Origin of the sequence: Luteimicrobium sp. NPDC057192 (assembly GCF_042670205.1) — a bacterium.
Lineage (GTDB): Bacteria > Actinomycetota > Actinomycetes > Actinomycetales > Cellulomonadaceae > Luteimicrobium.
The window spans coordinates 1-21,594 of record NZ_JBHUWD010000002.1 but is presented as its reverse complement, the minus strand read 5'-3'; the positions used below and the strand labels follow the sequence as shown (position 1 = coordinate 21,594).

The 21,594-nt window shown below is 75.8% G+C and carries 16 protein-coding genes; 2 read left to right on the top strand and 14 right to left on the bottom strand.

The genetic code is table 11. The annotated features are described in order from the left end of the window. Positions 1 to 100: 100 nt before the first annotated feature. Both ACFT5B_RS01560 and ACFT5B_RS01555 read left to right on the top strand, forming a co-directional pair. The gene (locus ACFT5B_RS01560) at positions 101 to 1,141 is read left to right on the top strand and encodes an ATP-binding cassette domain-containing protein (RefSeq protein WP_386796216.1); all 1,041 of its coding nucleotides are present in this window, start codon (positions 101 to 103) and stop codon (positions 1,139 to 1,141) included. Beyond that, the gene (locus ACFT5B_RS01555; protein WP_386796215.1) at positions 1,138 to 1,974 is read left to right on the top strand and encodes an ABC transporter permease; all 837 of its coding nucleotides are present in this window, start codon (positions 1,138 to 1,140) and stop codon (positions 1,972 to 1,974) included. The genes ACFT5B_RS01560 and ACFT5B_RS01555 overlap by 4 nt, the downstream gene beginning before the upstream one ends. Before the next feature lie 66 nt (positions 1,975 to 2,040). Here the strand turns inward: ACFT5B_RS01555 and ACFT5B_RS01550 are convergent, their stop codons facing one another. The 14 genes from ACFT5B_RS01550 to ACFT5B_RS01485 all read right to left on the bottom strand — a co-directional run bounded on the left by ACFT5B_RS01550 (position 2,041) and on the right by ACFT5B_RS01485 (position 19,863). After that, entirely contained in the window at positions 2,041 to 5,541 is a 3,501-nt protein-coding gene (locus ACFT5B_RS01550; protein ID WP_386796214.1) for a BTAD domain-containing putative transcriptional regulator, read from the bottom strand. A gap of 64 nt (positions 5,542 to 5,605) precedes the next feature. Then, positions 5,606 to 6,328, bottom strand: a complete 723-nt coding sequence (locus ACFT5B_RS01545) for an NUDIX domain-containing protein (protein WP_386796213.1) — start codon at positions 6,326 to 6,328, stop codon at positions 5,606 to 5,608. After that, positions 6,325 to 8,052, bottom strand: coding sequence for a CTP synthase (locus ACFT5B_RS01540; protein WP_386796212.1), 1,728 nt, complete (start codon positions 8,050 to 8,052; stop codon positions 6,325 to 6,327). The genes ACFT5B_RS01545 and ACFT5B_RS01540 overlap by 4 nt, the downstream gene beginning before the upstream one ends. A 114-nt stretch (positions 8,053 to 8,166) precedes the next feature. Then, complete coding sequence (locus tag ACFT5B_RS01535) at positions 8,167 to 9,291, bottom strand: glycosyltransferase family 4 protein (protein ID WP_386796211.1); 1,125 nt, start codon at positions 9,289 to 9,291, stop codon at positions 8,167 to 8,169. Next, a complete protein-coding gene (gene murJ / locus ACFT5B_RS01530) occupies positions 9,288 to 10,970 on the bottom strand; it encodes a murein biosynthesis integral membrane protein MurJ (protein ID WP_386796210.1) in 1,683 nt (560 codons plus the stop codon). Before murJ ends, ACFT5B_RS01535 begins: the two co-directional genes overlap by 4 nt. Beyond that, positions 10,967 to 11,812, bottom strand: coding sequence for a hypothetical protein (locus tag ACFT5B_RS01525; RefSeq protein WP_386796209.1), 846 nt, complete (start codon positions 11,810 to 11,812; stop codon positions 10,967 to 10,969). Before ACFT5B_RS01525 ends, murJ begins: the two co-directional genes overlap by 4 nt. 2 nt (positions 11,813 to 11,814) lie before the next feature. Continuing rightward, positions 11,815 to 12,816, bottom strand: coding sequence for a copper transporter (locus tag ACFT5B_RS01520; protein WP_386796208.1), 1,002 nt, complete (start codon positions 12,814 to 12,816; stop codon positions 11,815 to 11,817). A gap of 94 nt (positions 12,817 to 12,910) precedes the next feature. Beyond that, entirely contained in the window at positions 12,911 to 14,092 is a 1,182-nt protein-coding gene (gene steA / locus ACFT5B_RS01515; RefSeq protein WP_386796207.1) for a putative cytokinetic ring protein SteA, read from the bottom strand. Between the two features lie 5 nt (positions 14,093 to 14,097). After that, positions 14,098 to 15,855 (bottom strand): DNA repair protein RecN, encoded by a 1,758-nt coding sequence (recN, locus tag ACFT5B_RS01510; RefSeq protein ID WP_386796206.1) that lies wholly within the window; start codon positions 15,853 to 15,855, stop codon positions 14,098 to 14,100. After that, a complete protein-coding gene (locus ACFT5B_RS01505) occupies positions 15,856 to 16,791 on the bottom strand; it encodes an NAD kinase (RefSeq protein WP_386796205.1) in 936 nt (311 codons plus the stop codon). After that, positions 16,788 to 17,720, bottom strand: coding sequence for a TlyA family RNA methyltransferase (locus tag ACFT5B_RS01500; protein ID WP_386796204.1), 933 nt, complete (start codon positions 17,718 to 17,720; stop codon positions 16,788 to 16,790). Before ACFT5B_RS01500 ends, ACFT5B_RS01505 begins: the two co-directional genes overlap by 4 nt. A gap of 3 nt (positions 17,721 to 17,723) precedes the next feature. After that, positions 17,724 to 17,888, bottom strand: a complete 165-nt coding sequence (locus tag ACFT5B_RS01495) for a hypothetical protein (protein WP_386796203.1) — start codon at positions 17,886 to 17,888, stop codon at positions 17,724 to 17,726. 125 nt (positions 17,889 to 18,013) lie between these two features. Next, positions 18,014 to 19,045: an HAD-IIA family hydrolase gene (locus ACFT5B_RS01490; protein WP_386796202.1), complete on the bottom strand. Its 1,032-nt coding sequence runs from the start codon at positions 19,043 to 19,045 to the stop codon at positions 18,014 to 18,016. Next, positions 19,042 to 19,863 carry a hypothetical protein gene (locus ACFT5B_RS01485; RefSeq protein WP_386796201.1) on the bottom strand — a complete coding sequence of 274 codons (822 nt, stop codon included), beginning with the start codon at positions 19,861 to 19,863 and terminating at the stop codon, positions 19,042 to 19,044. Before ACFT5B_RS01485 ends, ACFT5B_RS01490 begins: the two co-directional genes overlap by 4 nt. Positions 19,864 to 21,594: the final 1,731 nt, after the last annotated feature.

Genomic DNA, 21,594 nt, shown 5'->3' with positions numbered 1-21,594 from the left:
GAGCTTCTGACAGCTCGCGGCGGCCCCCGTCAGCGACATGACAGCGCCCTGACAGCGCCCCCTCCGATGCTGGACGCGTTCCCGCAACCAGGAGGTAGGCATGTCCACCCGCAGCTCCGGAGACTGGGCCGTCGAGGCCAGCGGTCTCGTCAAGGTCTTCGGCGACAACCGCGCCGTCGACGGCGTCGACCTGTCGGTCCGCACCGGCACCGTCTACGGCGTGCTCGGCCCGAACGGCGCCGGCAAGACCACCACGATCCGCATGCTCGCGACGCTCCTGCGACCCGACGGCGGCGAGGCCCGCATCTTCGGGCACGACGTGCAGCGCGAGGCGTTCGTCGTCCGCCAGCTCATCGGCGTCACCGGCCAGTACGCCTCGGTGGACGAGACGCTGAGCGCGACCGAGAACCTCATGCTGTTCTGCCGCCTCAACGGGCTGTCGCGCGCGGCGTCGAGGCGCAAGAGCGCCGAGCTGCTCGAGTCGTTCGGCCTCACGGAGGCCGCGAAGCGGCCCCTGAAGAACTTCTCGGGCGGCATGCGTCGCCGCCTCGACCTGGCGGCGAGCCTCATCGCGCAGCCGCCCCTGATCTTCCTCGACGAGCCGACCACCGGCCTCGACCCGCGGACCCGCACCCAGATGTGGGAGACCATCCGCGGGCTCGTCGCCACCGGGTCGACCGTCGTCCTCACGACCCAGTACCTCGACGAGGCCGACCAGCTGGCCGACCGCATCGCCGTCATCGACCGCGGCCGGGTCGTCGCCGAGGGGACCAGCGACGAGCTCAAGGACACGGTCGGCAGCCAGTCGCTGCAGCTCGGCCTCGCCGAGGCCGAGGACCTCACCCGCGCGCTCGCGCTCGCCGAGGCGACCTTCGGCGTCGCCGCGACGCCGTCCCCGGAGGCCCGTCGCCTCACCGTCCCGGTCACGGGGCCCGACGCCGTGACCGACCTGCTCGTCCGGCTGCGCGAGGCGCGGATCGACGTCGCGTCCCTGTCCATGCAGAAGCCGAGCCTCGACGAGGTGTTCCTCACGCTCACGGGCCACGGCGTGGACGACGAGGACGCGGAGCCGTCCGGCGGCGACACCCCCGAGCCCGAGAGCACCCCCTCCACGACCAGCCGAGAGGCGGCCCTGCGATGACCACGATCTCCCCGACCCTCGACCGCGCGACCATCGTCCCCGGTGTCGACCGCGACCTGAAGAACCGCACGAGCTTCAAGCAGACGCTCGCGAACACGGTCTCCATGGCGGCGCGCGGCCTGCTCAAGATCAAGCGCACGCCCGAGCAGCTCATCGACGTGACGCTCCAGCCGATCCTGTTCACGCTGATGTTCTCGTACATCTTCGGCGGCGCGATCGCCGGGGACGTCAAGAGCTACCTGCCCACCCTGATCCCCGGCATCCTCGTCCAGACGGTCATCACCACGTCGGTCGTCACGGGCGTCCAGCTCCGTGAGGACATGGACAAGGGCGTGTTCGACCGCTTCAAGTCGCTGCCGATCGCCCGCATCGCTCCGTTGTCGGGCGCGCTGCTCGCCGACACCCTGCGCTACGGCATCGCGACCACGCTCACGTTCGTCATGGGCTACGTCATGGGCTACCGCCCCGACGGCGGCGTCGGCTACGTCGTGCTCGCCGGCCTGCTCGTCATCGCCTGCTCGTGGGCCGTGAGCTGGATCTTCGCCTTCTTCGGCGTGGTCGCCCGGACGGCGTCGAGCGTGCAGGGCCTGTCGCTCATCATCCTGTTCCCGCTGACGTTCCTCTCGAACGCGTACGTGGACGTCGACACCATGCCGGGCTGGCTGCAGGGCTTCGTCAAGGTGAACCCGATCTCGCACCTCGTCTCGGCCGTCCGGGAGCTCACCAACAACGGGACCTTCGGGCACGACGCCGTCATCTCGCTCGTGGGTGCGGCCGTGATCGTGGCGGTCTTCGCCCCGCTCACCGTGAAGGCGTACATGCGCAAGGCGTGACGGGAACCGTCGACGACGGCGCCCCGCGACTCCGCGTCGCGCTCCCCCGTGGCGGGGGTCCCCGGCTCAGCCGGTGGGCCTCCGCCACGGCCGTTCCCCGACGATCTCGACGATCCGCTCGGCGGGCTCGACGGCCGCGGCGGCGCGCGCCTCGGCGGCCTCCACCGCGTCCTCGCCGAGCGCCCGGACCGCGGCAGCACGGTGGCGCGCGCGGTCGAGGACGATGTAGTCCTGCCGGGACCCGACCCGGGCGGCGAGCGCCGCGAGCTCCAGCCCGAGCTCGCGGGGGGCGCCGTCGCGCTCGGACCAGAGGAAGCCGCCGAGGGCGATCGCCGCAGCGCCGAGCACGGGTCGGTCGACGAACCCGCCCGGCCCGCGGCCTCGCAGGACGATCCGGAGCGGCGTCGTCAGGGCGAGCGCCCAGTCCTCGCGCTCGTCGGCCGTCGAGGCCGCCGCGCGGCCCGCGGCCCGGGCGTCCTCGGCGTCGAGCACGGCCATGGCGAGCCGGTTGGCGCACTGCACGACGCTGCCCTGCAGGCCCTGCCGGCGCTGGCGTCCGAGCTCGGCGACGGCCGTCGAGGCCAGGTCGAGCGCCTCCCGGACCTCGCCGCGCGCGTACGCGTCGAGGGACAGCCCGGCGAGCCCGGTGATGCGGCGGTCCGACGCGCTGTAGATCTCCTCGGCGCCCGGGATGAGCGACGAGCCGCCGTCCTCGTCGGGCGTCTGCGCGAGCGCCTGGAGCGCGGACCTCGCCTCGGCCCCGCGACCCAGCGCCACCAGCGCGTTGGCCTCGATCGAGCCCGTCTGGAACAGGAACGCCTCGAGGTCGAGCCCCAGGCCCTCCGTGCTGGAACGGGTCGTCGCGATCCACCGCAGGGCGTCCTCGGGACGCCCTGCCTCCGCTGCGAGCTCGGCGAGGCTCTGCGTCGCCATCGCGACACCCCAGAGGTCCTCGTGCTGGGCCGCGAGGTCGTACGCGCGGTGCGCGTAGCCCTCGGCCTCGCCCAGCTCGCCCATGTTCTCGGCGATCTGCGCCGACATGATGTGGGCGAACATCGACACGGTCCAGTCGTCGTCCGCGCGCTGGCGCTCGAGCAGGACTGGGAGGGCGGCGAGGTCGGTCACCGCGACGGCGAGCTCGGCGAACGCGCGCGTCCCGGGCTTGAGCGGCAGCGGGCCTCTCACGAGGCGTCGTAGCCGCGCGGCCGACCGGATCGACCGCTCGCGCTCGAGCACGACGGCGAGCGGGGAGCCCGCCGCGAAGTAGACCCAGGCGAGGTCGTCGGCGTCGTCAGCGGTGGGCTCGTGGCCCACGAAGACGTCGGCCACGTCGAGCCCGAACGACACGGCCTCGACGAACTGGCCGCGCAGCAGCCAGAAGTGCGCGAGGAGCGCGAACACGGGCCCGAGGACGTCACGTCGCCGGTCCTCCAGCGCCCAGCGGACGACCTGGACGAGGATGTCCTGCTCCGCCCGGGTGCGCCGCATCGTGGCCACCTGCTCGTGCCCCGCCAGCCGCCCGCCGAGGTCGCGCGCGAACGCGGTCGCCCAGGCGTACACGGCGTCGCGCACCGCAGGCTCCTCGCCCGCGCGCACGAGCTCGAGGCCGCCGAACTCCCGCACGGTCTCGAGCATCCGGTAGCGCGTCGTGCCGGACGCCCCGTCCTCGACGACGACGAGCATGGACTGGCCGACGAGACCGTCGAGGTCGTCGAGCGTCTCGAGGGCGGTCGGGTCGGCGGGGCGGCCCTCGACGCGCGCGGTCACGGCCTCGACGGTCTCCGCCCCGAACGTCCCCGGGAAGACGGACGCGCGGCGCAGCAGGGCCTGCTCGCCGGTCCCGAGGAGGTTCCAGCTCCACTCGATCACCGCCCGCAGCGTGCGGTGGCGCTCGGGGGCGGCGCGGTCGCCGGAGGTCAGCAGCGCGAACCGCGAGGCCAGCCGCCGCTCGATCTCGACCACGGACATGGACCGCACGCGCGCGGCCGCGAGCTCGATCGCGAGGGGCAGCCCGTCGAGCCGCTCGCACAGCCGCTCGACGACGTCGCGGGGCAGCGGGGCCTCCGGGCGGGCGGCTCGCGCGCGCTGCTCGAACAGGACGACGGCCGGCCCCGGGTCCGCGTCCGCCTGCCCGACGCCGTTCCCGCGGCTCGCGAGCGGCGGCAGCGGGCGGACGGTCTCGGCCGCGAGCGCGAGCGGCGCGCGGCTCGTCGTCAGGACCCGCACCCCGGTCTCGGCGAGCGCCTCGGCGACCCAGGTGGCGGTGCCGTCGAGCACGTGCTCGCAGTTGTCGAGGACGACGAGGGTGCCGGGCGCGCGCAGACGGTCGAGGATCCGGGCGCGCGTGTCGGGGCGAGGGAGTCCGTCGCCGATCCGCTGCGACCCCTGGACGTCGCGGACGCCGAGAGCCGTCGCGAGAGCCAGCTCCACGTCGTCGTCGGTGCGCACGCTGGCGAGCTCGATCACGGCGACCGGCTCTCCCCGGCCGGCGGCCCGGTGGGCGAGCTCCTGGGCGATGCGGGTCTTGCCGAGGCCGCCGGGGCCGAGCACGGTCACGAGGCGGGAGCGCCGCAGCGCCTCCTCGAGCGCCAGGACGTCGGAGTCGCGGCCCACGAGGGCGTTGGGGGCGGCCCGCAGACCGATCGCCAGGGCCGGCGACGGCCGGGGCACGCCCGACGCCACGGACGGCGAGGAGGGGGCGTCGTCCTCGGCGACCCCCGGCCGGGACGGGTCGGGCGACGTGGGAGCGGGCGCGCGTCGGACCGTGGCGCGCGGGACCTCGCCGCGCAGCAGCCGCTCGTGCAGCTCGCCGACCGACGCGCCCGGGTCGGCGCCCAGCTCGTCCGCGAGCGCCTCGCGCAGCGCGGCGAAGGCACGCAGCGCGTCGTTGACGCGGCCGAGCCGCGCCGCGGCCGACATGTAGGCGACGCACGCCGCCTCGTCGGTGGGCCGTACGGCGAGCCGCCGGGCGGCGAGGTCGAGGGCCTCGTCGTCGTGGCCGGCCGCCACGAGCGCGGCGAGCAGGACCTCCTGCAGCGCGGACGCCAGCCGCGCCGCCTCCGCCGCGAGCGTGTCCGCGAGCGGCGATCCGGCGCTCAGGTCCGCACCCGGCTCGCCGCGCCACAGGCGCAGCGCGCCGCGGGTCGCCTCGAGCGCGGCTCCGGGGTCGTCCGCTGCGAGCGCCGCCGTCGCGGCGTCGAGCGCGCCGTGGGCCGCCCCGAGGTCGCTCGTCCCGGACCAGGCGTAGCCCGCCGGGCCCGAGCTCACCAGGCCGGAGGCGACGATCCGCCGGGTGCGCGACACGAGCGTCTGGAGCGCCGCCCGGGGGTCGGCGAGGTCGTCGTGGTCCCACCACAGGTCGTCGAGCAGCGCGCGTGACGACACGGGCCGCCCGTGCGCGAGGACGAGCGCCACGAGCAGCTCGCGCGACCGCACCCCGCCCGGGGCCACGAGGGCCCCGTCGGCGCCCCGGGCCTGCACGGCGCCGAGGACGGTCGCGTCGCAGGTGAGCGCCGGCCCGGCGGCCGTCACGTCGACGGCGTCCGAGGGAGGAGGGGAGCCAGGCACGACGACCACCCTAGCGGCGCCGGGGTCGCACCGACGGCACCTCGCCGCGCAGCCGCGGGCCGCGTCACGCCTGGTGGGACCCGTCGGCGCCGGGCGCCTCGGCGGCGGCGCGCTCCATCATGGTCGCGGTCCTCCGCTCCGGCCACGGCGCGTCGACCGGGCGCAGCGTCGACCACCCGGCGGACCGGGCTACGTGCGCCGCGAGCACGCCGACGACGGCCGACGGGTTGTGCACGGCGCCCGTCAGGACCGCCGCGACGGCGTCGTCGAGCGCGACCCAGCGCAGCTCGATGTCACGCTCCTCGTCCTCGCGGACGTGCCGCTCGGCGTCGGGCACGGGCGACAGGTCGCGGGCGAGGAACACCCGCAGCGCCTCGGAGCTCCCGCCCGGGCTCGTGTAGTAGTCGGTGAGCACGTCCCAGCGTGCCGCCCGCAGGTCCGCCTCCTCGCCGAGCTCGCGCGCCGCCGCGTCCTCCGCGGGCTCCCCCGCGACGTCGAGCAGCCCGGCCGGGACCTCCCAGAGCTCGCGCCCGACCGGGTGCCGGTACTGGCGCAGCAGGAGGACCCGGTCGTCGCCGTCGAGCGCGACGACGGCCACCGCGCCCGGGTGGTCGACGACCTCCCGGGAGACAACGGTCCCTCCTCCGAGCTCTACCTCGTCGGTGACCACGTCCCAGATCCGCCCGTGGTGGACGAGCTCGCGCCGCAGCACCGGCCGCGGCGCGAGCACGTCACGCACGACGGGCTCCTCGGACTCCGGCCCGACGGCCGCCTGCTCGGGGCTCACAGCGCCTCGGCCGCGACGTCCTCCGCGGGCTCCCCGGCGCCGGAGCGGACAGCGAGGGCGGCGCCGACGAGGCCCGCGAACAGGGGGTGCGAGCGCGTCGGCCGCGACTTGAACTCCGGGTGCGCCTGGGTCGCGACGTAGTACGGGTGCACGTCCGCGGGCAGCTCGACGAACTCCACGAGCGAGCCGTCCGGGCTCGTGCCCGACACGACGAAGCCGGCGTCCTCGAGCTGCTTGCGGTAGGCGTTGTTCACCTCGTAGCGGTGCCGGTGCCGCTCGGTCACGCGCTCGGAGCCGTACGCCTGCGCGACGACCGAGCCCGGGGTGAGGACGGCCTCGTACGAGCCGAGCCGCATGGTCCCGCCCAGGTCGCCGTCGCCGCCGACGATCGCGAGCTGCTCCTCCATGGTGGCGACCACGGGGTGCTTCGTGTCGGGGTCGAACTCCGACGACGACGCGTCGGCAAGGCCGAGCACCGTGCGTGCGTACTCCATGACCATCGACTGCAGGCCGAGGCAGATCCCGAGCGTCGGGACCTTGTTCTCGCGGGCCCAGCGCAGCGCGCCGAGCTTGCCCTCGATCCCGCGGACGCCGAAGCCGCCCGGGATGAGGACGGCGTCCGCGCCGCCGAGGTGCTTGCGGGCACCCTCGGGCGTCTCGCACGTGTCGGAGGCGACCCAGCGCACGTGGACCTTCGCGTCGTGGTGGAAGCCGCCGGCGCGCAGCGCCTCGGTCACCGACAGGTAGGCGTCGGGCAGGTCGACGTACTTGCCGACGAGCGCGACCTCGACCTCGTGGGCGGGCTCGTGGACGCGGCGCAGCAGGTCGTCCCAGCCGGCCCAGTCGACGTCGTGGAAGGGCAGGCCCAGCCGGCGCACGACGTACGCGTCGAGGCCCTCGGAGTGCAGCACGCGCGGGATGTCGTAGATGCTCGGCGCGTCCTTGGCGGTGACGACCGCCTCCTCGTCGACGTCCGTGAAGTTCGCGATCTTGCGCTTCGTGGACTCGGGGACCTCACGATCGCACCGCAGGACGATCGCGTCGGGCTGGATGCCGATGCTGCGCAGCGCGGCGACCGAGTGCTGCGTGGGCTTGGTCTTGAGCTCGCCGGACGGGCCGATGTACGGCACGAGCGAGACGTGGAGGAAGAACACGTCGTCGCGGCCGACGTCGTGGCGGACCTGGCGCGCGGCCTCGAGGAACGGCTGGGACTCGATGTCGCCGACGGTGCCGCCGATCTCCGTGATGATCACGTCGACGTCGTCGCCGGCCTGCGCGCGCATGCGCGCCTTGATCTCGTCGGTGATGTGCGGAATGACCTGGACGGTGTCGCCGAGGTACTCGCCGCGCCGCTCCTTCGCGATGACGTTCGAGTAGACCTGGCCCGTGGTGACGTTCGCGGACGCCTCGAGGTCGACGTCGAGGAACCGCTCGTAGTGGCCGATGTCGAGGTCGGTCTCCGCGCCGTCCTCCGTGACGAACACCTCGCCGTGCTGGAACGGGTTCATCGTGCCCGGGTCGACGTTGAGGTACGGGTCGAGCTTCTGCATCTTGACGCGCAGGCCGCGGGCCCGCAGGAGGCGTCCGAGGCTCGAGGCGGTCAGGCCCTTGCCGAGAGAGGAGGCCACACCCCCCGTGACGAAGACGTGTCGGGTCGGGGAGTCTGCGCGAAGTCGGTGCGCGGTGCCGGGGCGGTTGGGGAGCCTGCTCGAGTGATCTGCCACGGAACTCCATCCTAACAGCGGACAGAGGCGGCGCCGGAGCGGCGCGCTGTGACGTCGGCCGCCCGCGGCGGCGGGGTCCGCGGCGGCGAGGTCCGCGTCGGCATTGCCGGGCGCTCAGTCGCCCGTGGCACCGCCCGCGTAGACGGCCGTGAGCTGCTCGACGACGTCCGCCCCCGTCGGGAGGGCGGCTGCGCGCGCCCGCGCACGCCCGCGCACGGCGGCGCGGGCGTCGTCGTCGGCCAGGAGCCGTGCGACGGCCTCGGCGACCGCTCCCCCGATCCCCGAAGCGGGCTCCGCACCCACGAGCACCGCCGCGTCCCCCACGACCGCACCGGTCCCGCCGACGTCGGTCGCGACGATCGCCGCACCGTGCGCGAGGGCCTCCTGCAGCCAGAGCGGCTGACCCTCCCACCGCGCGGTGCTGACGGCCGCGTCGGCGGCTGCGAGGAGCGCGCCGACGTCGTCGCGCGCCCCCAGGAGCTCGACGGGCACGCCCGACGCGCGGACGTCCGCCTCGAGCTCACCGCGCAGCGGCCCGTCGCCCGCGACGACCCAGCGGAACCGGTGGGGCGTCCCGGCGAGCACGCGCGCCGCCGCGACCACGTCGCCGAGGCCCTTCTGGGGCGCGAGCCGCGCCACGGTGACGAGGAGCCGCTCGTCGTCCGCGAGGCCGAGCGCGGCGCGCGTGCGCCGCACCTGGGCCGGGTCGTCCTCGGCGGCCGCCGCGCGCGGCGCCGGGACGAGCGCGAGCTCCGCCCGGCGGGCCCCGCGCGCCGTCGCGAGCGTGACGAGGTCGGGGCTCACCCCGAGCACGACGTCCGCCCCTCGCCCGACCACGCCCTCGAGCACCGCGGACACCGCGCGCACGGCCCGCCCGCCGACGGGCAGGTTGTGCAGCGTGACGACGACGTGCGGGCGGCGGGAGCCGTCGGCCGGCGCCCGACGCAAGCCCCGGACCCCGAGGATGGCCAGCGCCCCGGCGCGCAGGCCGTGCGCGTGCACGACGTCCGCTCCCCGTCCCAGCGCGGCGAGCCTGCGCACGGCGGCGACGTCACCGACGCGGGGCCGGTCCGTGATCTCGACCGCCTCGAACCGGGCGTCGGTGCCGACGAGGGGGCGCACCACGGCCGGGCCCGCCACCACGACGTCGTCACCCGCGGAGCTCAGCGCCGACACGACCTGGCCGACGTGCCGCCCCACCCCGCCCGCGCTCGAGCCCAGCACCTGCAGCACCCTCATGCGTCCTCCCGCGTGTCGTCGGCGGTGGCGGTCCCGGGGCCGGCCGGGACCACCGGGCCGGGGTCGCGCCGGCGCAGCGACGTCAGACCCCGGAGCGTGGGGCGGTCACCGACGAGCGAGACGACCACCACGACCGCAGCACCGACGGCCGCGGCCAGGACCCCGGCGCCGAGCGCCGCGAGCCAGCCGGCGTCGTCCGGCAGGATCAGGTCGCTCGTGACCAGCCCGGCCAGGGCGCCCAGCGCCGCGCCGACGACGAGCGCGACCAGGGTGCGCGCGAGCCCCACGAGCGGGCGGCCTGGCGCGTAGCGGTGCACGGCCCACAGCAGGGCCGCGCCGGCGACGGTCATGCCGAGGCTCGTGGCGGCGCCGACGCCCTCCAGAGTGCGGACGGGGTCCGACGCGTGCCGGACGAGGACCGGCGGGAGCACCAGCGACGCCACGACCACCACCCCCCAGCCGAGCGCCGTCGCACGGACGGCCGCACGGCCGTGGTCGAGCGAGTACAGGACCCGCGACAGGTGGAAGACGAGCGCGAAGCCGAGGAGGCCAGGCGCGAGCCACGCCACGGTCGCCGCCATCCCCGCCACGCCACCGGGCGTGAACGTGTCGAACAGCGACTGGACCGCGTCGCTCGCGGCGACGAGCGCGGCGACCCCCGCGGCGGTCACGGTGAGCACGATCCGGGTGGTCGTGGCGACGAGACGCGAGAAACCCGCGTGGTCGCCGAGCGACGCGCGCTCCGCCAGCCGCGGGAACGTGCTCGTCGCGAGGGGCACCGCGAGCACCGCGTACGGCAGCACGTAGACGGCCTGCGCGTACTGGTAGACCGGGAACGCGCCGTCCCCGCCCCAGCGGTTCGCCGCCCACAGGATCGCGAGCGAGGCGACCTGCTGCGCGACGACGGCGCCCACGCCGGCGAGCGCAAGCCGGCGCGCCCGCGCGGCCTGGCCGGGCGGGAACCGGAGGGTGAGGCGCAGCGACGTGCCCGTCCGCCAGGCCGGGACGAACAGCGGCAGCGACATCGCGGCGACGCCCGCCGTCGTGCCCCATGCGAGCCACGCGAGCGCGGACCGGGACGCGGCGGCGACGTCCGTCGGGTCGGCGTCCAGGTGCCCGAACACGAGGTACGCGGCGATCACGACGACGCTCGACAGCATCGGCGCGGCGGCCGGCCAGAAGAACCGCTTGTGCGCCTGGAGCACGCCCGAGAGCACGAAGCCCACCCCGTACAGGGGGATCTGGAGCGCGAACACGCGCAGGAAGTAGGTCGTCGTCGCGGCGGTCGCGCCGTGGCCCACGTTCGGGATCAGCGACGTGATCGGACCGGCGAGCACGAGCACGACGAGCGCGAGCGGCACGAGGACCAGCAGCGCCCACGTCAGCAGCGCGGACGCCGACCGGTTCACGTCGAGCCGCGCGCGACGCGCGATGGCACCGGCGAGGATCGGGACGACCGCCCCCGCGAGCGCCCCGCCCGCCGCGACCTCGTAGAGGATGTTCGGCAGGAGGTTCGCGCTCGCGTACGCAGTCCCCACCCCGGCGGTGCCGACCTCGTGGGCCTGGACGAACTGGCGCGCGAAGCCGAGCAGCCGGCTGGCGATCGTGACGACCGTGATGAGCAGCGCGGCGCCCGCGAGGCTCTGCGTCGCCCCCCGCAAGCGGCCGGGGACGCTCACCCCCGGCGCCCGAGCCGGTCGAGCGTCCGGAGCGCGGGCGTGCGGTCGATCACCGCGGAGAAGCTGACCCGCTCGCTCGCGACGGTCAGCCCGACGACGCCCGCGAGGACGGCGACCCGCAGCGGACGGGCGAGCCCGGTGGCCTGGACGCCGACGAGCGCTCCGAGCGCGTTCGCTCCGCCGTCGCCGAGCATGTCGCGCTCGGCGAGGTCGCAGGACGCGGCGGCTGCCGCGGCCCCGAGCACCGGGCCGGTGGCCGACGCGGTCGACGGCGCGAGCGGCGCCAGGAGCACCGACGCCCCCGCGGCGGCCTTGAGGGCGCGACCCGGCCGCAGGTCGAGCAGGTTGAGGAGGTTCGCGGTCCCCGCCACGAGGGCCGTGTCGACGACGACGTCGAAGCCGCGCGCCACGGGACCTTCGCTCCCCCGCGCCCCGCGGACGCAGGCCGCGACGCACGCCGTCGCCCCGATGCCGAGGACCTTGAGGCCACCCGTCGTGAGCTCGCCGTGCGCCAGCGCGCCCAGGTGCCCGCGCAGCCCCTTGGTGCGCCGGGACGTGTCCTCGGCGAGGTCGTCGACGATCCCGAACGCCGCGCCGCCGGCCGTCGCGAGAGCGGCCGCGGCGCCCAGCCGTCCCGGGAGGGCCGCGGCCGCACCGACGGTGAGACCCGCGGCGACCGCCGGACCCTCGAGCATGCTCACGGGCTCACCACGGTGGTTGACCCGCTCCCACCGCTCGGCGCCCCCCGGCGCCCGACGTGCGGCGAGCGCCCGGACGGCCACGGTCGCGGCGGCAGCGGTGGCGGCGCCCACGACGGCGCGCGCGAGACGTCCTGCAGCCATCGTCAGCCCTTCTTGGTGTCGGTCGAGGTGGACTCGGCCTCGGGGCGCGGCGGGATCGCCTGCGTCGCGCCGTCGTCGAAGCCGTAGTGGCCGACGGTGCCCTGCGCCTGGTCGGCGAGGGCGAGGGGCACGCTGACCTGACCGATCAGGGTCGAGATCCCGCTGACCGTGCTCACCATGACCTGCAGGTCCCCGTCGTGGCGCACCGCCGCGACCAGGCTGTCGGACTCGCCGGCCGGCCCCGCGACCACGGTCGCCGGCTCGCTGGTGTGCAGCGCCACGACGACCTCCTCCTCGCGCGCCTGGGCGTACGCGAGCGCCTTGGCGTCCGTCGGGGCGGTCGTGCCGTCGGTGGCCGGCTGAGAGTCGGCGGAGCCCGCGAGCACGAGGAGCGCGGTGGACGCGACCGTCGGCGTCCGCTCGACGGTCACGAGCTTCGCCTCGGCGAGCGCTTTGAGCGTCGTGCGGGCCGACGCCGCGAGCTGGTGGTCGGTCGCGCTCGTCGACATCGTCAGTGAGAGCGCGAGCGCCTGTGCGAGCTGCTTCTCCTGCGACGCGGTCGTGTCGAGCGGCAGCCCCGCCGCGAGCGCGGCCTCCACGCCCTGCTGACGCGCGTCGGCGCCGGACTCGCTCAGCCACGCCGACTCGAGCCGGACGCGTCCGCGCACGTCGGCACCGGCGGCCTTGAGCTGGGTCGAGACCGCCTTGAACTGGTCGTCGAGGTCGGGGCTGACCTCGACCACGGTCGCCTGGTCACCCGGCAGGACGCCGTCGAGCACGGTGGGTGCGAGCGCCGCGAGCGCGGTCGTGCCGCGGTCCGCGGACGTCCGCGCGTCGTCGAGGTCGGTGCGCAGCTGCTCCTTCTCGGCCCGCAGCGACGACACCTGCCCGCTCAGCTGGTTGCCGATCGACTCCTTGAGCGGGCCGGCGCCCAGGATGATCCCGACCGCGAGTGCGAGGAACACCGAGATCAGGGAGACGACGTGGTACCGGAAGTTGATCACGAAGGGCTTTCTTGGTCACGGTCGGGCGTCGTGCCGACGGTCGGGTGCGGGCCGGGTGCGGTGGGCGACGGCGTCGGGGCCGTCGGCGCGGGCGTCAGCCGCCGAAGAGCGAGCGGATCCACGACCACACGTCGTCGAACCGCGCCCCGAGGAGGCCGAACAGGGTCTGCCCGGCCGCGGTCGCCGCGAGCGCCGCGACGACGGCGAGCAGCCCGGCGAGCGAGAGGAGCACGAGCTGGACGTTCGAGATCGTCGAACGGTACAGCCGCGAGACGCCCTTGGCGTCGACGAGCTTGCTGCCGACCCGGAGGCGGGTGAGGAAGGTGCTCGCCATGCCCGCGCGCCCCTTGTCGAGGAACTCGACGAGCGTCGCGTGCGTGCCGACCGCGACGATCACCTCGGCGCCCTTGTCGTCGGCGATGAGCATCGCGATGTCCTCGCTCGTGCCCGTCGCGGGGAACACGACCGGGTCCACGCCGAGCTGCTGGACCCGCTCGAGGCCCGGGGCGCGCCCGTCGCGGTACGCGTGCACGACGATCTCCGCCCCGCACGCGAGCGCCCGGTCGGACACCGAGTCCATGTCCCCGACGATGAGGTCCGGCTTGAACCCCTCGTCGAGGATCGCGTCCGCGCCGCCGTCGACGCCGACGAGCACCGGCTTGTAGTCGGTGATGTAGGGCCGGAGGATCTGCAGGTCCTCGCGGTAGTGGTAGCCGCGCACGACGATGAGGACGTGCCGTCCGTCGATCGGCGTGCTGATGTCGGGCACGCCCACGCCGTCGAGGAGGAGGTCCTTCTCGCGCGTGAGGTACTCCATCGTGTTGGCGGCGAACGCCTCGAGCTCGGCCGACAGGCCCTCGCGCGCGGCGTCCATCGCCTCCAGCACGCTCGCCTCGTCCTGGTCCTGCCCTGACGCGACGAGCTCGTCGCCCGCGTAGACGTCGCCGCCCTCGACGCGGAGCTGCGTGCCCTCGTGCACGGACATCACGTCGGGCCCGAGATCGTCGACCAGCGGGATCCCCGCCTCGACCAGGACCTGGGGGCCGAGGTTCGGGTAGCGGCCCGAGATGGACTTCGCGGCGTTGAGCACGGCTGCGGGGCGCGCAGCGACGAGGGCATCGGCCGCGACGCGGTCGATGTCCTCGTGGTCGATGACCGCGACGTCCCCCGGGTCGAGCCGCTTCGTCAGCGCCTTGGTGCGCCGGTCGACCCTCGCGGGGCCCTGGACGTCGCTCGCGTCCTGGTCGGACGGCGGCCTGCGCAGCGTGAGTCTCATCGGGGCTATCGTCCCACGTCCGGTGCCGCGGCCGGCCGGCCGGCCTCCAGGAGCTCGGCCGCGTGGCGGAGCGCCGCGTCCGAGTCCTCCTGCCCCGAGAGCATCCGAGCGAGCTCGCGGACGCGCTCGTCGCCGTCGACGGCGCGCACGTCCGAGGCGGTCACGGGGGCAGCGCTCTCGGTCCCCGCCCCGCCGCTGGTGGACTTGGCGACGACGACGTGCGTGTCGGCGAACGCGGCGACCTGGGCGAGGTGCGTGACGACGATCACCTGGGCGCGCCGGGCGAGCTCGGCCAGGCGGCGGCCGACCTCGACGGCCGCGCGGCCACCGACCCCGGCGTCGACCTCGTCGAACACGAAGGCGGGCAGCGGCGCGTCGGACGCGTCACCGTGGCGCTCCGCGAGCGCCACCTCGATCGCCAGCATCACGCGCGAGAGCTCGCCGCCCGACGCCCCCTTGCCGAGCGGGCGGGCGGGCGCCCCCGCGTGCGGGACGAGCTCGAGCGCGACGACGTCCGCACCCCACGGGCCCGGCTCGTCGGCGTCGTCGACCCGCACCGCGAGCCGTGCGCCCGACATCGCGAGGCCCGCCAGCTCGGCGGTCACCGCGTCCGCGAGCTCGGTCGCGGCGTGGCGCCGGCTCGTGGTGAGCTGGTCGGCGAGCCCCCGCAGCTCGGTGTCGAGCTCGGCGAGCCGGGCGCGGGCCTCCTCGACGCGGGTGCCGTCGTCCTCGAGGTCGAGCAGGCGCAGCCCGGCGTCGCGCGCCCACGCGAGGACCTCGTCGATCGTGCTGCCGTACGACCGGGTCAGCGCCACGAGCTCGGCCCGCCGCGCGTGCGCGGCCTCGAGCGCCGCGGGGTCGGCCTGCAGGTCCTGGACGTAGGAGGCGAGCTCGGTCGCGGCGTCCTGCAGCGCGTACGCGGCCTCGTGGACCCGTGCCGCGAGCGCGGTGAGCGCCGGATCCTGCGCGGCGGCGCCGTCGAGAGCGCGCCACGCCTGGTCGAGCAGGACGACGGCGCCCGCCTGGGCGTCCGCCTCCTCGAGCCCGGAGAGGGCGTCGTGGGCGAGCTGGGCGGCCGTGCGCAGGTCCTCGACGTTGGTGAGCCGGGCGACCTGGGCGTCGAGCGCGTCGTCCTCGCCGGGCTGCGGCTCGACCCGTTCGACCTCCGCGAGCCCGAGGCGGAGGAGCTCGGCCTCGCGCGCGCGCTCCTGGGCGGCGCCCGTGAGCTCCTCGAGGCGCGCGGCCAGGGCCCCCCGTTCGGTCCAGGCGGCACGGTAGCGCCCGAGCGTGGCCGCGTGGTCCGCGCCCGCGAACGCGTCGAGCGCCGCCCGCTGCTGCGCCGGTGCGCGCAGGCGCAGCTGGTCGGCCTGCCCGTGCACCGTCACGAGCTCGGCGGCGAGGTCGGCGAGGACGGCCTGCGGCACCCCGCGGCCGCCCACGTGGGCGCGCGAGCGCCCCTCGGCGGCCACCGTGCGGACCACCACGACCGTCCCGTCGTCGTCGAGCGCCCCGCCGGACTCGTCCACGACCGCGGCCGCGCCGGAGCCGTCGGGGACGCGGAGCCGTCCCTCGGCCACGGCCTTGGCCGCTCCGGGACGGACCGTCGCGGGGTCGGCCCGGCCACCCATGAGCAGTGAGAGGCCGGTCAGGAGCATCGTCTTGCCGGCGCCGGTCTCGCCCGTGATGACCGTGAGACCAGGGCCGAGCACGATGCGAGCGGAGTCGATGACCCCGAGGTTCTCGATCGCGATCTCCTCGAGCACTCAGACCCCCTTCCCCGGCGTGACGCCCTCGTGGGCCGCGCGTGACGCGGCGAGCTGCCGCCACCCGACGACGGGCAGCGCGAACTTGTCGACGAGCCGGTCCGTGAACGGCGCCCGGTTGAGCCGGGCGAGCCGGATCGGCTCCGGGCCACGTCGCACCTCCACGCGCGAGCCGACGGGCATGTCGACGCGCCGCCGCCCGTCGCACGTGAGCATGCCAGGCGACACCGACGTCGTCAGGATCTCCAGCCCCAGCGACGACGACGGCCCGACGACCAGGGGCCGCGCGAACAGGGCGTGCGCGGCGATCGGGACGAGCAGCATCGCGTCGACGTCGGGCCACACCACGGGGCCGCCGGCGGAGAACGCGTGCGCGGTCGAGCCCGTCGCGGTCGAGAGCACCACGCCGTCGCAGCCGAACGACGACAGCGGCCGCCCGTCGACCGCGATCGCGACCTCGATCATCCGCGACCGGTCGGCCTTCTCGAGGGTCGCCTCGTTGAGAGCCCACCCGCGCAGCGGCTCGTCGTCGCCGGGACGCGTCACGGTCACCTCGAGCACTCCGCGCTCCTCGACCGTGTACTCGCCCGCCGCGAGACGCTGGACGGCCTGGTGCAGGTCTTCCCGGTCGAACTCGGCGAGGAAGCCGACGTGCCCCAGGTTCACCCCCAGCAGCGGCACGCCCGTGCCGTGCGTGAGCTCGGCGGCGCGCAGGATCGTGCCGTCGCCGCCCAGGACGAGGACGAGCTCGGCGTCCCCGATGCCCTCCCGGGTCCGCACGACGTCGACGGGGTCGCCGAACGCCTCCGCGAGGTCGTCGTCGTGCAGGACCGCCTCGAAGCCGGCCGCCTGCAGCTCACGGATCGTCTCCGTCAGCGCGGCGAGGGCCTCCGGCCGGCCGCCGTGCGCCACGATGACCACCTTGCGCGCGCTCACGCGCCCACCTCCTCGTCGTTGTCGTCCCGCCCGTCGCCCACGACGTACGCCGTCGGCGTCGGCGGGGCGCTCCAGTCGTCGTCGGCCTGCTCCACCGGTGCAGCGACGGCCGCGCGGACGGCGTCCCGCAGGCTCAGCGTGCCCGGCGTCGCCCCCGTTCGCTCCTCGTGCGGCGCGTCCCGGCGCACCAGCACGAGCACGAATTCCCGGTTCCCGTGCGGGCCCGGCAGCGGGCTCGGCACGACCGCCCGCACCGTCCAGCCCTCCGCCCGGGCCGAGTCGACCACGCCCAGCACGGCGTCCTCGTGCAGCGCGGGGTCACGGACGACTCCGCCGGCCCCGAGCCGCTCGCGGCCCACCTCGAACTGAGGCTTGACCAGCAGCAGCGCGGACGCGGCGGGCGCCGCGACCCGCCCGACGGCGGGGAGCACGTGCCCCAGCGAGATGAACGACAGGTCGCCCACCACGAGCCCGGGCCGCTCCGGCAGGTCGCCGGAGGCGAGGTCGCGGGCGTTCACGCCCTCGCGCACGTCGACGCGCGGATCCTCGCGGATCCGGTCGACCAGCTGCCCGTGCCCGACGTCCACCGCCACCACCCGTCGCGCGCCGCGGCGCAGCAGCACGTCGGTGAAGCCGCCCGTCGACGCACCCAGGTCGAGGCACACGGCGCCGTCGACCGGGACGGCGATCCCGGCGTCGTCGAGCGCGAGGAGCGCACTCTCGAGCTTGTGCGCGGCCCGGGACGCCCAGCCGGCATCGTCCGCCGGCCGGTCGACCTCGAGCTCACCGTCCGTCGGTGCGGGCGTGGCGGGCCGGGTCACCGTCCGCCCTCCGACGCGCACCCGTCCCGCGGCCACGAGCGCTGCCGCCTCACGCCGCGACCGCGCGAGGCCGCGACGCACCAGCTCCGCGTCGAGCCTTGCCGCCACGTGTCAGTCCTCGGTCTCCGCGAGACGGTCCTGCAGGGCCGCGTGGACCGCCTCGAAGACCGCGACCTGCTCGCGGAGGGGAAGGTCGCCGACCTCCCGCAGCCGGCCGACGGCGCCGTCGACCGTCTCGTCCCCGGTCGGGGCGTCGTACGCGGCGTCGCTGGTCATCTGCACTCCCGTCGGTGTGTCCGCGGCCCGGCCGCGGCGCTGTTGCCTGTGCGGTGCCGCCACCCGCGCGACCTCCCGACCCTCACGGGTCACCGGGATCGTGCACCGGGTCCGGCGGCACAACGCTACCTGTCCGACGCCACCTCGCGGGCAGAACCCACACCCAGAGCCGGGACCGTGTCGGGGTCGACCGGTGCGCCACGGTCGGCCGCGTCCCACGCTGCCGCGCACGCGGCGCGCACCGCGTCCAGGTCGTCGCCCCGGACCTCGAGCGCGCCGTCGGCGACGCGAGCCGCCGCGTCCCCGCACGCCCACCAGTCGCCGGCACGCTCGGGCGCCGGGTGCACGTCCGCGAGCGAGCGCAGGTCGGCACCCAGGTAGTCCGGTCGCTCGCCCGCGCGGGCGAGGACCGCGTCACGCGCCGAGCTCACGCCCGTCAGCACGTGCAGCCCGGGATAGCCGGCGGCGCGCGCCCCCGCCAGGTCGGTGTCGAGTCGGTCGCCCACGACGAGCGGCGACCGCGCGCCCGTGCGCTCGACCGCCAGCCGGTACATCGTCGGCTCGGGCTTGCCGGCGCTGTCGGGCCGGACGCCCGTCGCCGCCTGCACCGCGCCCACGAGCGCTCCGTTGCCCGGTGCGTACCCCCGGTCGGTCGGCAGCGACAGGTCCAGGTTCGTCGCGACGAACCACGCCCCGGCCGCCACCGCGTACGCAGCCTCGGCGAGGTCCGGCCACCCGAGCGTGGGGGCGAAGCCCTGGATCACGGCGTCCGGCGCGTCGGCTGCCGACGCGACCACCACGTAGCCCGCCGCGCTGACCGCGGTGTGCAGGCCCGCGCCGCCCACCACCAAGACGCGCGCGCCCGCCTCCAGGCGGGTCGTCAGCAGCGCAGCGCCGGCCTGGGCAGCGGTGAAGACCTCGCCCGGCCGGGTGTCCACGCCGAGCGACGTCAGCTGCTCGGCGACGGCCTCGGGCTCGCGGGACGCGTTGTTCGTCACGAACTGGAGCGCCAGCCCGCGCTCGCGCGCGGCCGTCAGGCTCGCCGCGGCGTGCGGAACGGGCTCGTGCCCCTTGTAGACGACACCGTCCAGGTCCACGAGCGCCAGGTCGTGGAGCTCCGCGAGCGGACGGTCCGTCCCACGCAGACCGGCGGTCACCGAGCCTCCTGCTCGTCGCCGGCCTCGGTCTCCGCAGGCCCGCCGTCTGTGACGTCGGCCGACCCCACCGACGTGGCGCCGGCGAGCTCGTCGGACGTCTCTTCGTCCGGGTGGTTCGTCTCGTCCGTCTCGCTCGGCTCCTCCGGAGCACCCTCGGAGACGTCGGCGGTCCGGTCGGTCGTGTCGTCTTCCTCGTCGTCCTCCTCGAGGTCGACCACGACGATCTCGTCCTCCGGCTCGCCGAGAGCGACACGCAGCGCGCCCGCCTCGTCGATCCGTCCGAGCGCCTCGAGGACGTCGGCCCGGACCTCGCTCACGCGGTGCCGCAGCTCGAGGCTGCCGACGTCGCCGGCGGGGATCGAGTCGAGGACGGCCAGGGCGGCCTCGGTCTGCCCGAGGTCGAGGCGCGCACCCGCGACCACGAGGGCCAGCTCGGTGCGGCCGTACGCGTCGAGAGTCTCGGCCTCCGGCGTCCGCGCCAGGTCGAGGGCGCGCTCCGGGCGTCCGAGACCGCGCTCGGCGTCCGCCATGATCGGCAGATGCTCGGACGAGCCGTTCAGCCGGCGCACCGTCCGGAGCTCACGGAGCGCTTCCGCGTAGTGGCCGAGGCGGTACGCGGCGAGCCCGGCAGCCTCCCGCACGACGTCGATGCGCCCCGCGCGCCGGACGGCCGCCTGGGCGTGCTCGTACGCGAGCTCGGGGTCGGTGTCGAGGAGACGCCCGGTCATCACGAGGTGCCGCCCGACCGTCTCGGCGTTGTCCTTCGCGAGTCCGCGGAGCTGGCCGCGCACCGCGCGGTCGAGCTGCGAGATCGTCACGTCGTCGGGGAGCTCCGGACCACGCGGTCGGTCCTCGAACGCGCGAGGCGGTCGCGAGTCGGTGCGCGGCGCACCCGCCCGGTCGGGACGGCCACCACGGCGTTCCGACGGACCACGCCCGCCAGATCCGCCCCGGTCATCCCGACGCGGACGGTCGAACCCGCCACGGTCGCCCTCACGACGAGGACGGTCGAACCCGGTCCCGTCACGGCGCCCGTCGCCGGCGCCACGGTCCGCCCGCTGGTACGACGACGGCCCGCTGTCGCGGCGAGGCCCCTGCCCCGACGCGTAGGGACGCCGCTCGCGCCCCGTCTCCCCGCCCCGCTCCGCCCGGCCCGGACCGGACCGGCGTTGATCGCCGGCCGCGCCGGCGCCGTAAGGACGTCGGTCGTCACCGCCGCGGGAGGTACGCCGGTCGTCGCCGCCGTAAGGACGGCCCTCGCCGCCGCCGCGGGAGGTACGCCGGTCGTCGCTGCCGCGATACCCGCCCTCGTCCCGCGTGCGACCGGCCGGGGGACGACCGCCGCGCGCGGAGTCCGTCGCCCTACGGTCCTGCTGGCCGCCGGCCGAGCCGCGACGATCGTCACGAGGACGGCCGCCTTCGTTCCACGAGCGCCCGCCACGGGCGTCGCCCGTCCGGGCACCGCGATCGGTACGGCCACCGTCGCCGTCACGACGCCAGACCGGACGGTCCCCACGGTCGTCGCGACCGTACGAGGCTCGCCGGTCGCCGTCGGCGGACCGGTACGAGGAACGGCGCGTGTCGTCCGACCCACGAGCGGGCCCGCCGTGCCGCGCAGAGCCACCACGGTCCTGGCCGCCTCGCGGCGAGGAGCTGACGTCACGGCGCCCGTAGCTTCCCTCGCTGCGGCCTCGGGGGCCACCGCGCTGCGGGTCCCGCCCCGATGCGTCCCCGTCACGGCGCCCGTACGAAGAGCGGTCAGGACCGGAGCCCCGCCCGCCGCGGTCCGCCCCACGCTCGTCACGGCCGCGGCTCTGCCGTCCGTCCGGGCTCCGACGCGGCCCGGATCCGTCCTTGCCGCGACGCTCGTCGTCGCCGCTGCTGGCCTGATCGCTCACGTGGTCGCTCCTCGTTCCGTGCGCATGTTCGCGGGTCGCCCCGACGCGCTTCACTGTTCTTGATCCTGTCGTGCCCTGGATGGCGCCGCGCGTCGGGGCTCCGACGACCGGCACGCTCTCGCACCTTCGCCGCGGTCGTCCCCGTGTCAGCTTCTGCCGGCTCGAGCCGGCGGCTCGGGCGTCACGTCGAGCGGACGCGTCCAGGACGCGGACTGCCCGCCGGCGCCACACCGGGCGCTCCTGCAACGATTGTCCCACGGGGGCGCCGCGCTCTCTCGCACCAGCACCCGTGCGCCCCGTCGCACGAGCAGCCGGGACCATGCGTCCCCGGTCCCGGGACCGCACCGCCGAGTTGCCCGCCGTCTGCCCGAGTGCAGCGCTGACCGGCCGTGCCGAGACGACCACCTGCAGCGCCCGAGTCGTCGGGCGTGGACGCACCGCACGGCGAGACACCATGGGTGTCAGGGGGCAGACCGCGAACCGCCGAAGGGTGAGCCTGGACGACCTGAGACCCGTCGGCGTCGCCGGTATCTGGGTATGCCGAAGGCCACCCCCGGTGGGGGTGGCCTTCGGTTGAATGGGTGTTCGGCGGCGTCCTACTCTCCCACCCCGTCACCAGGGCAGTACCATCGGCGCTGAAGGGCTTAGCTT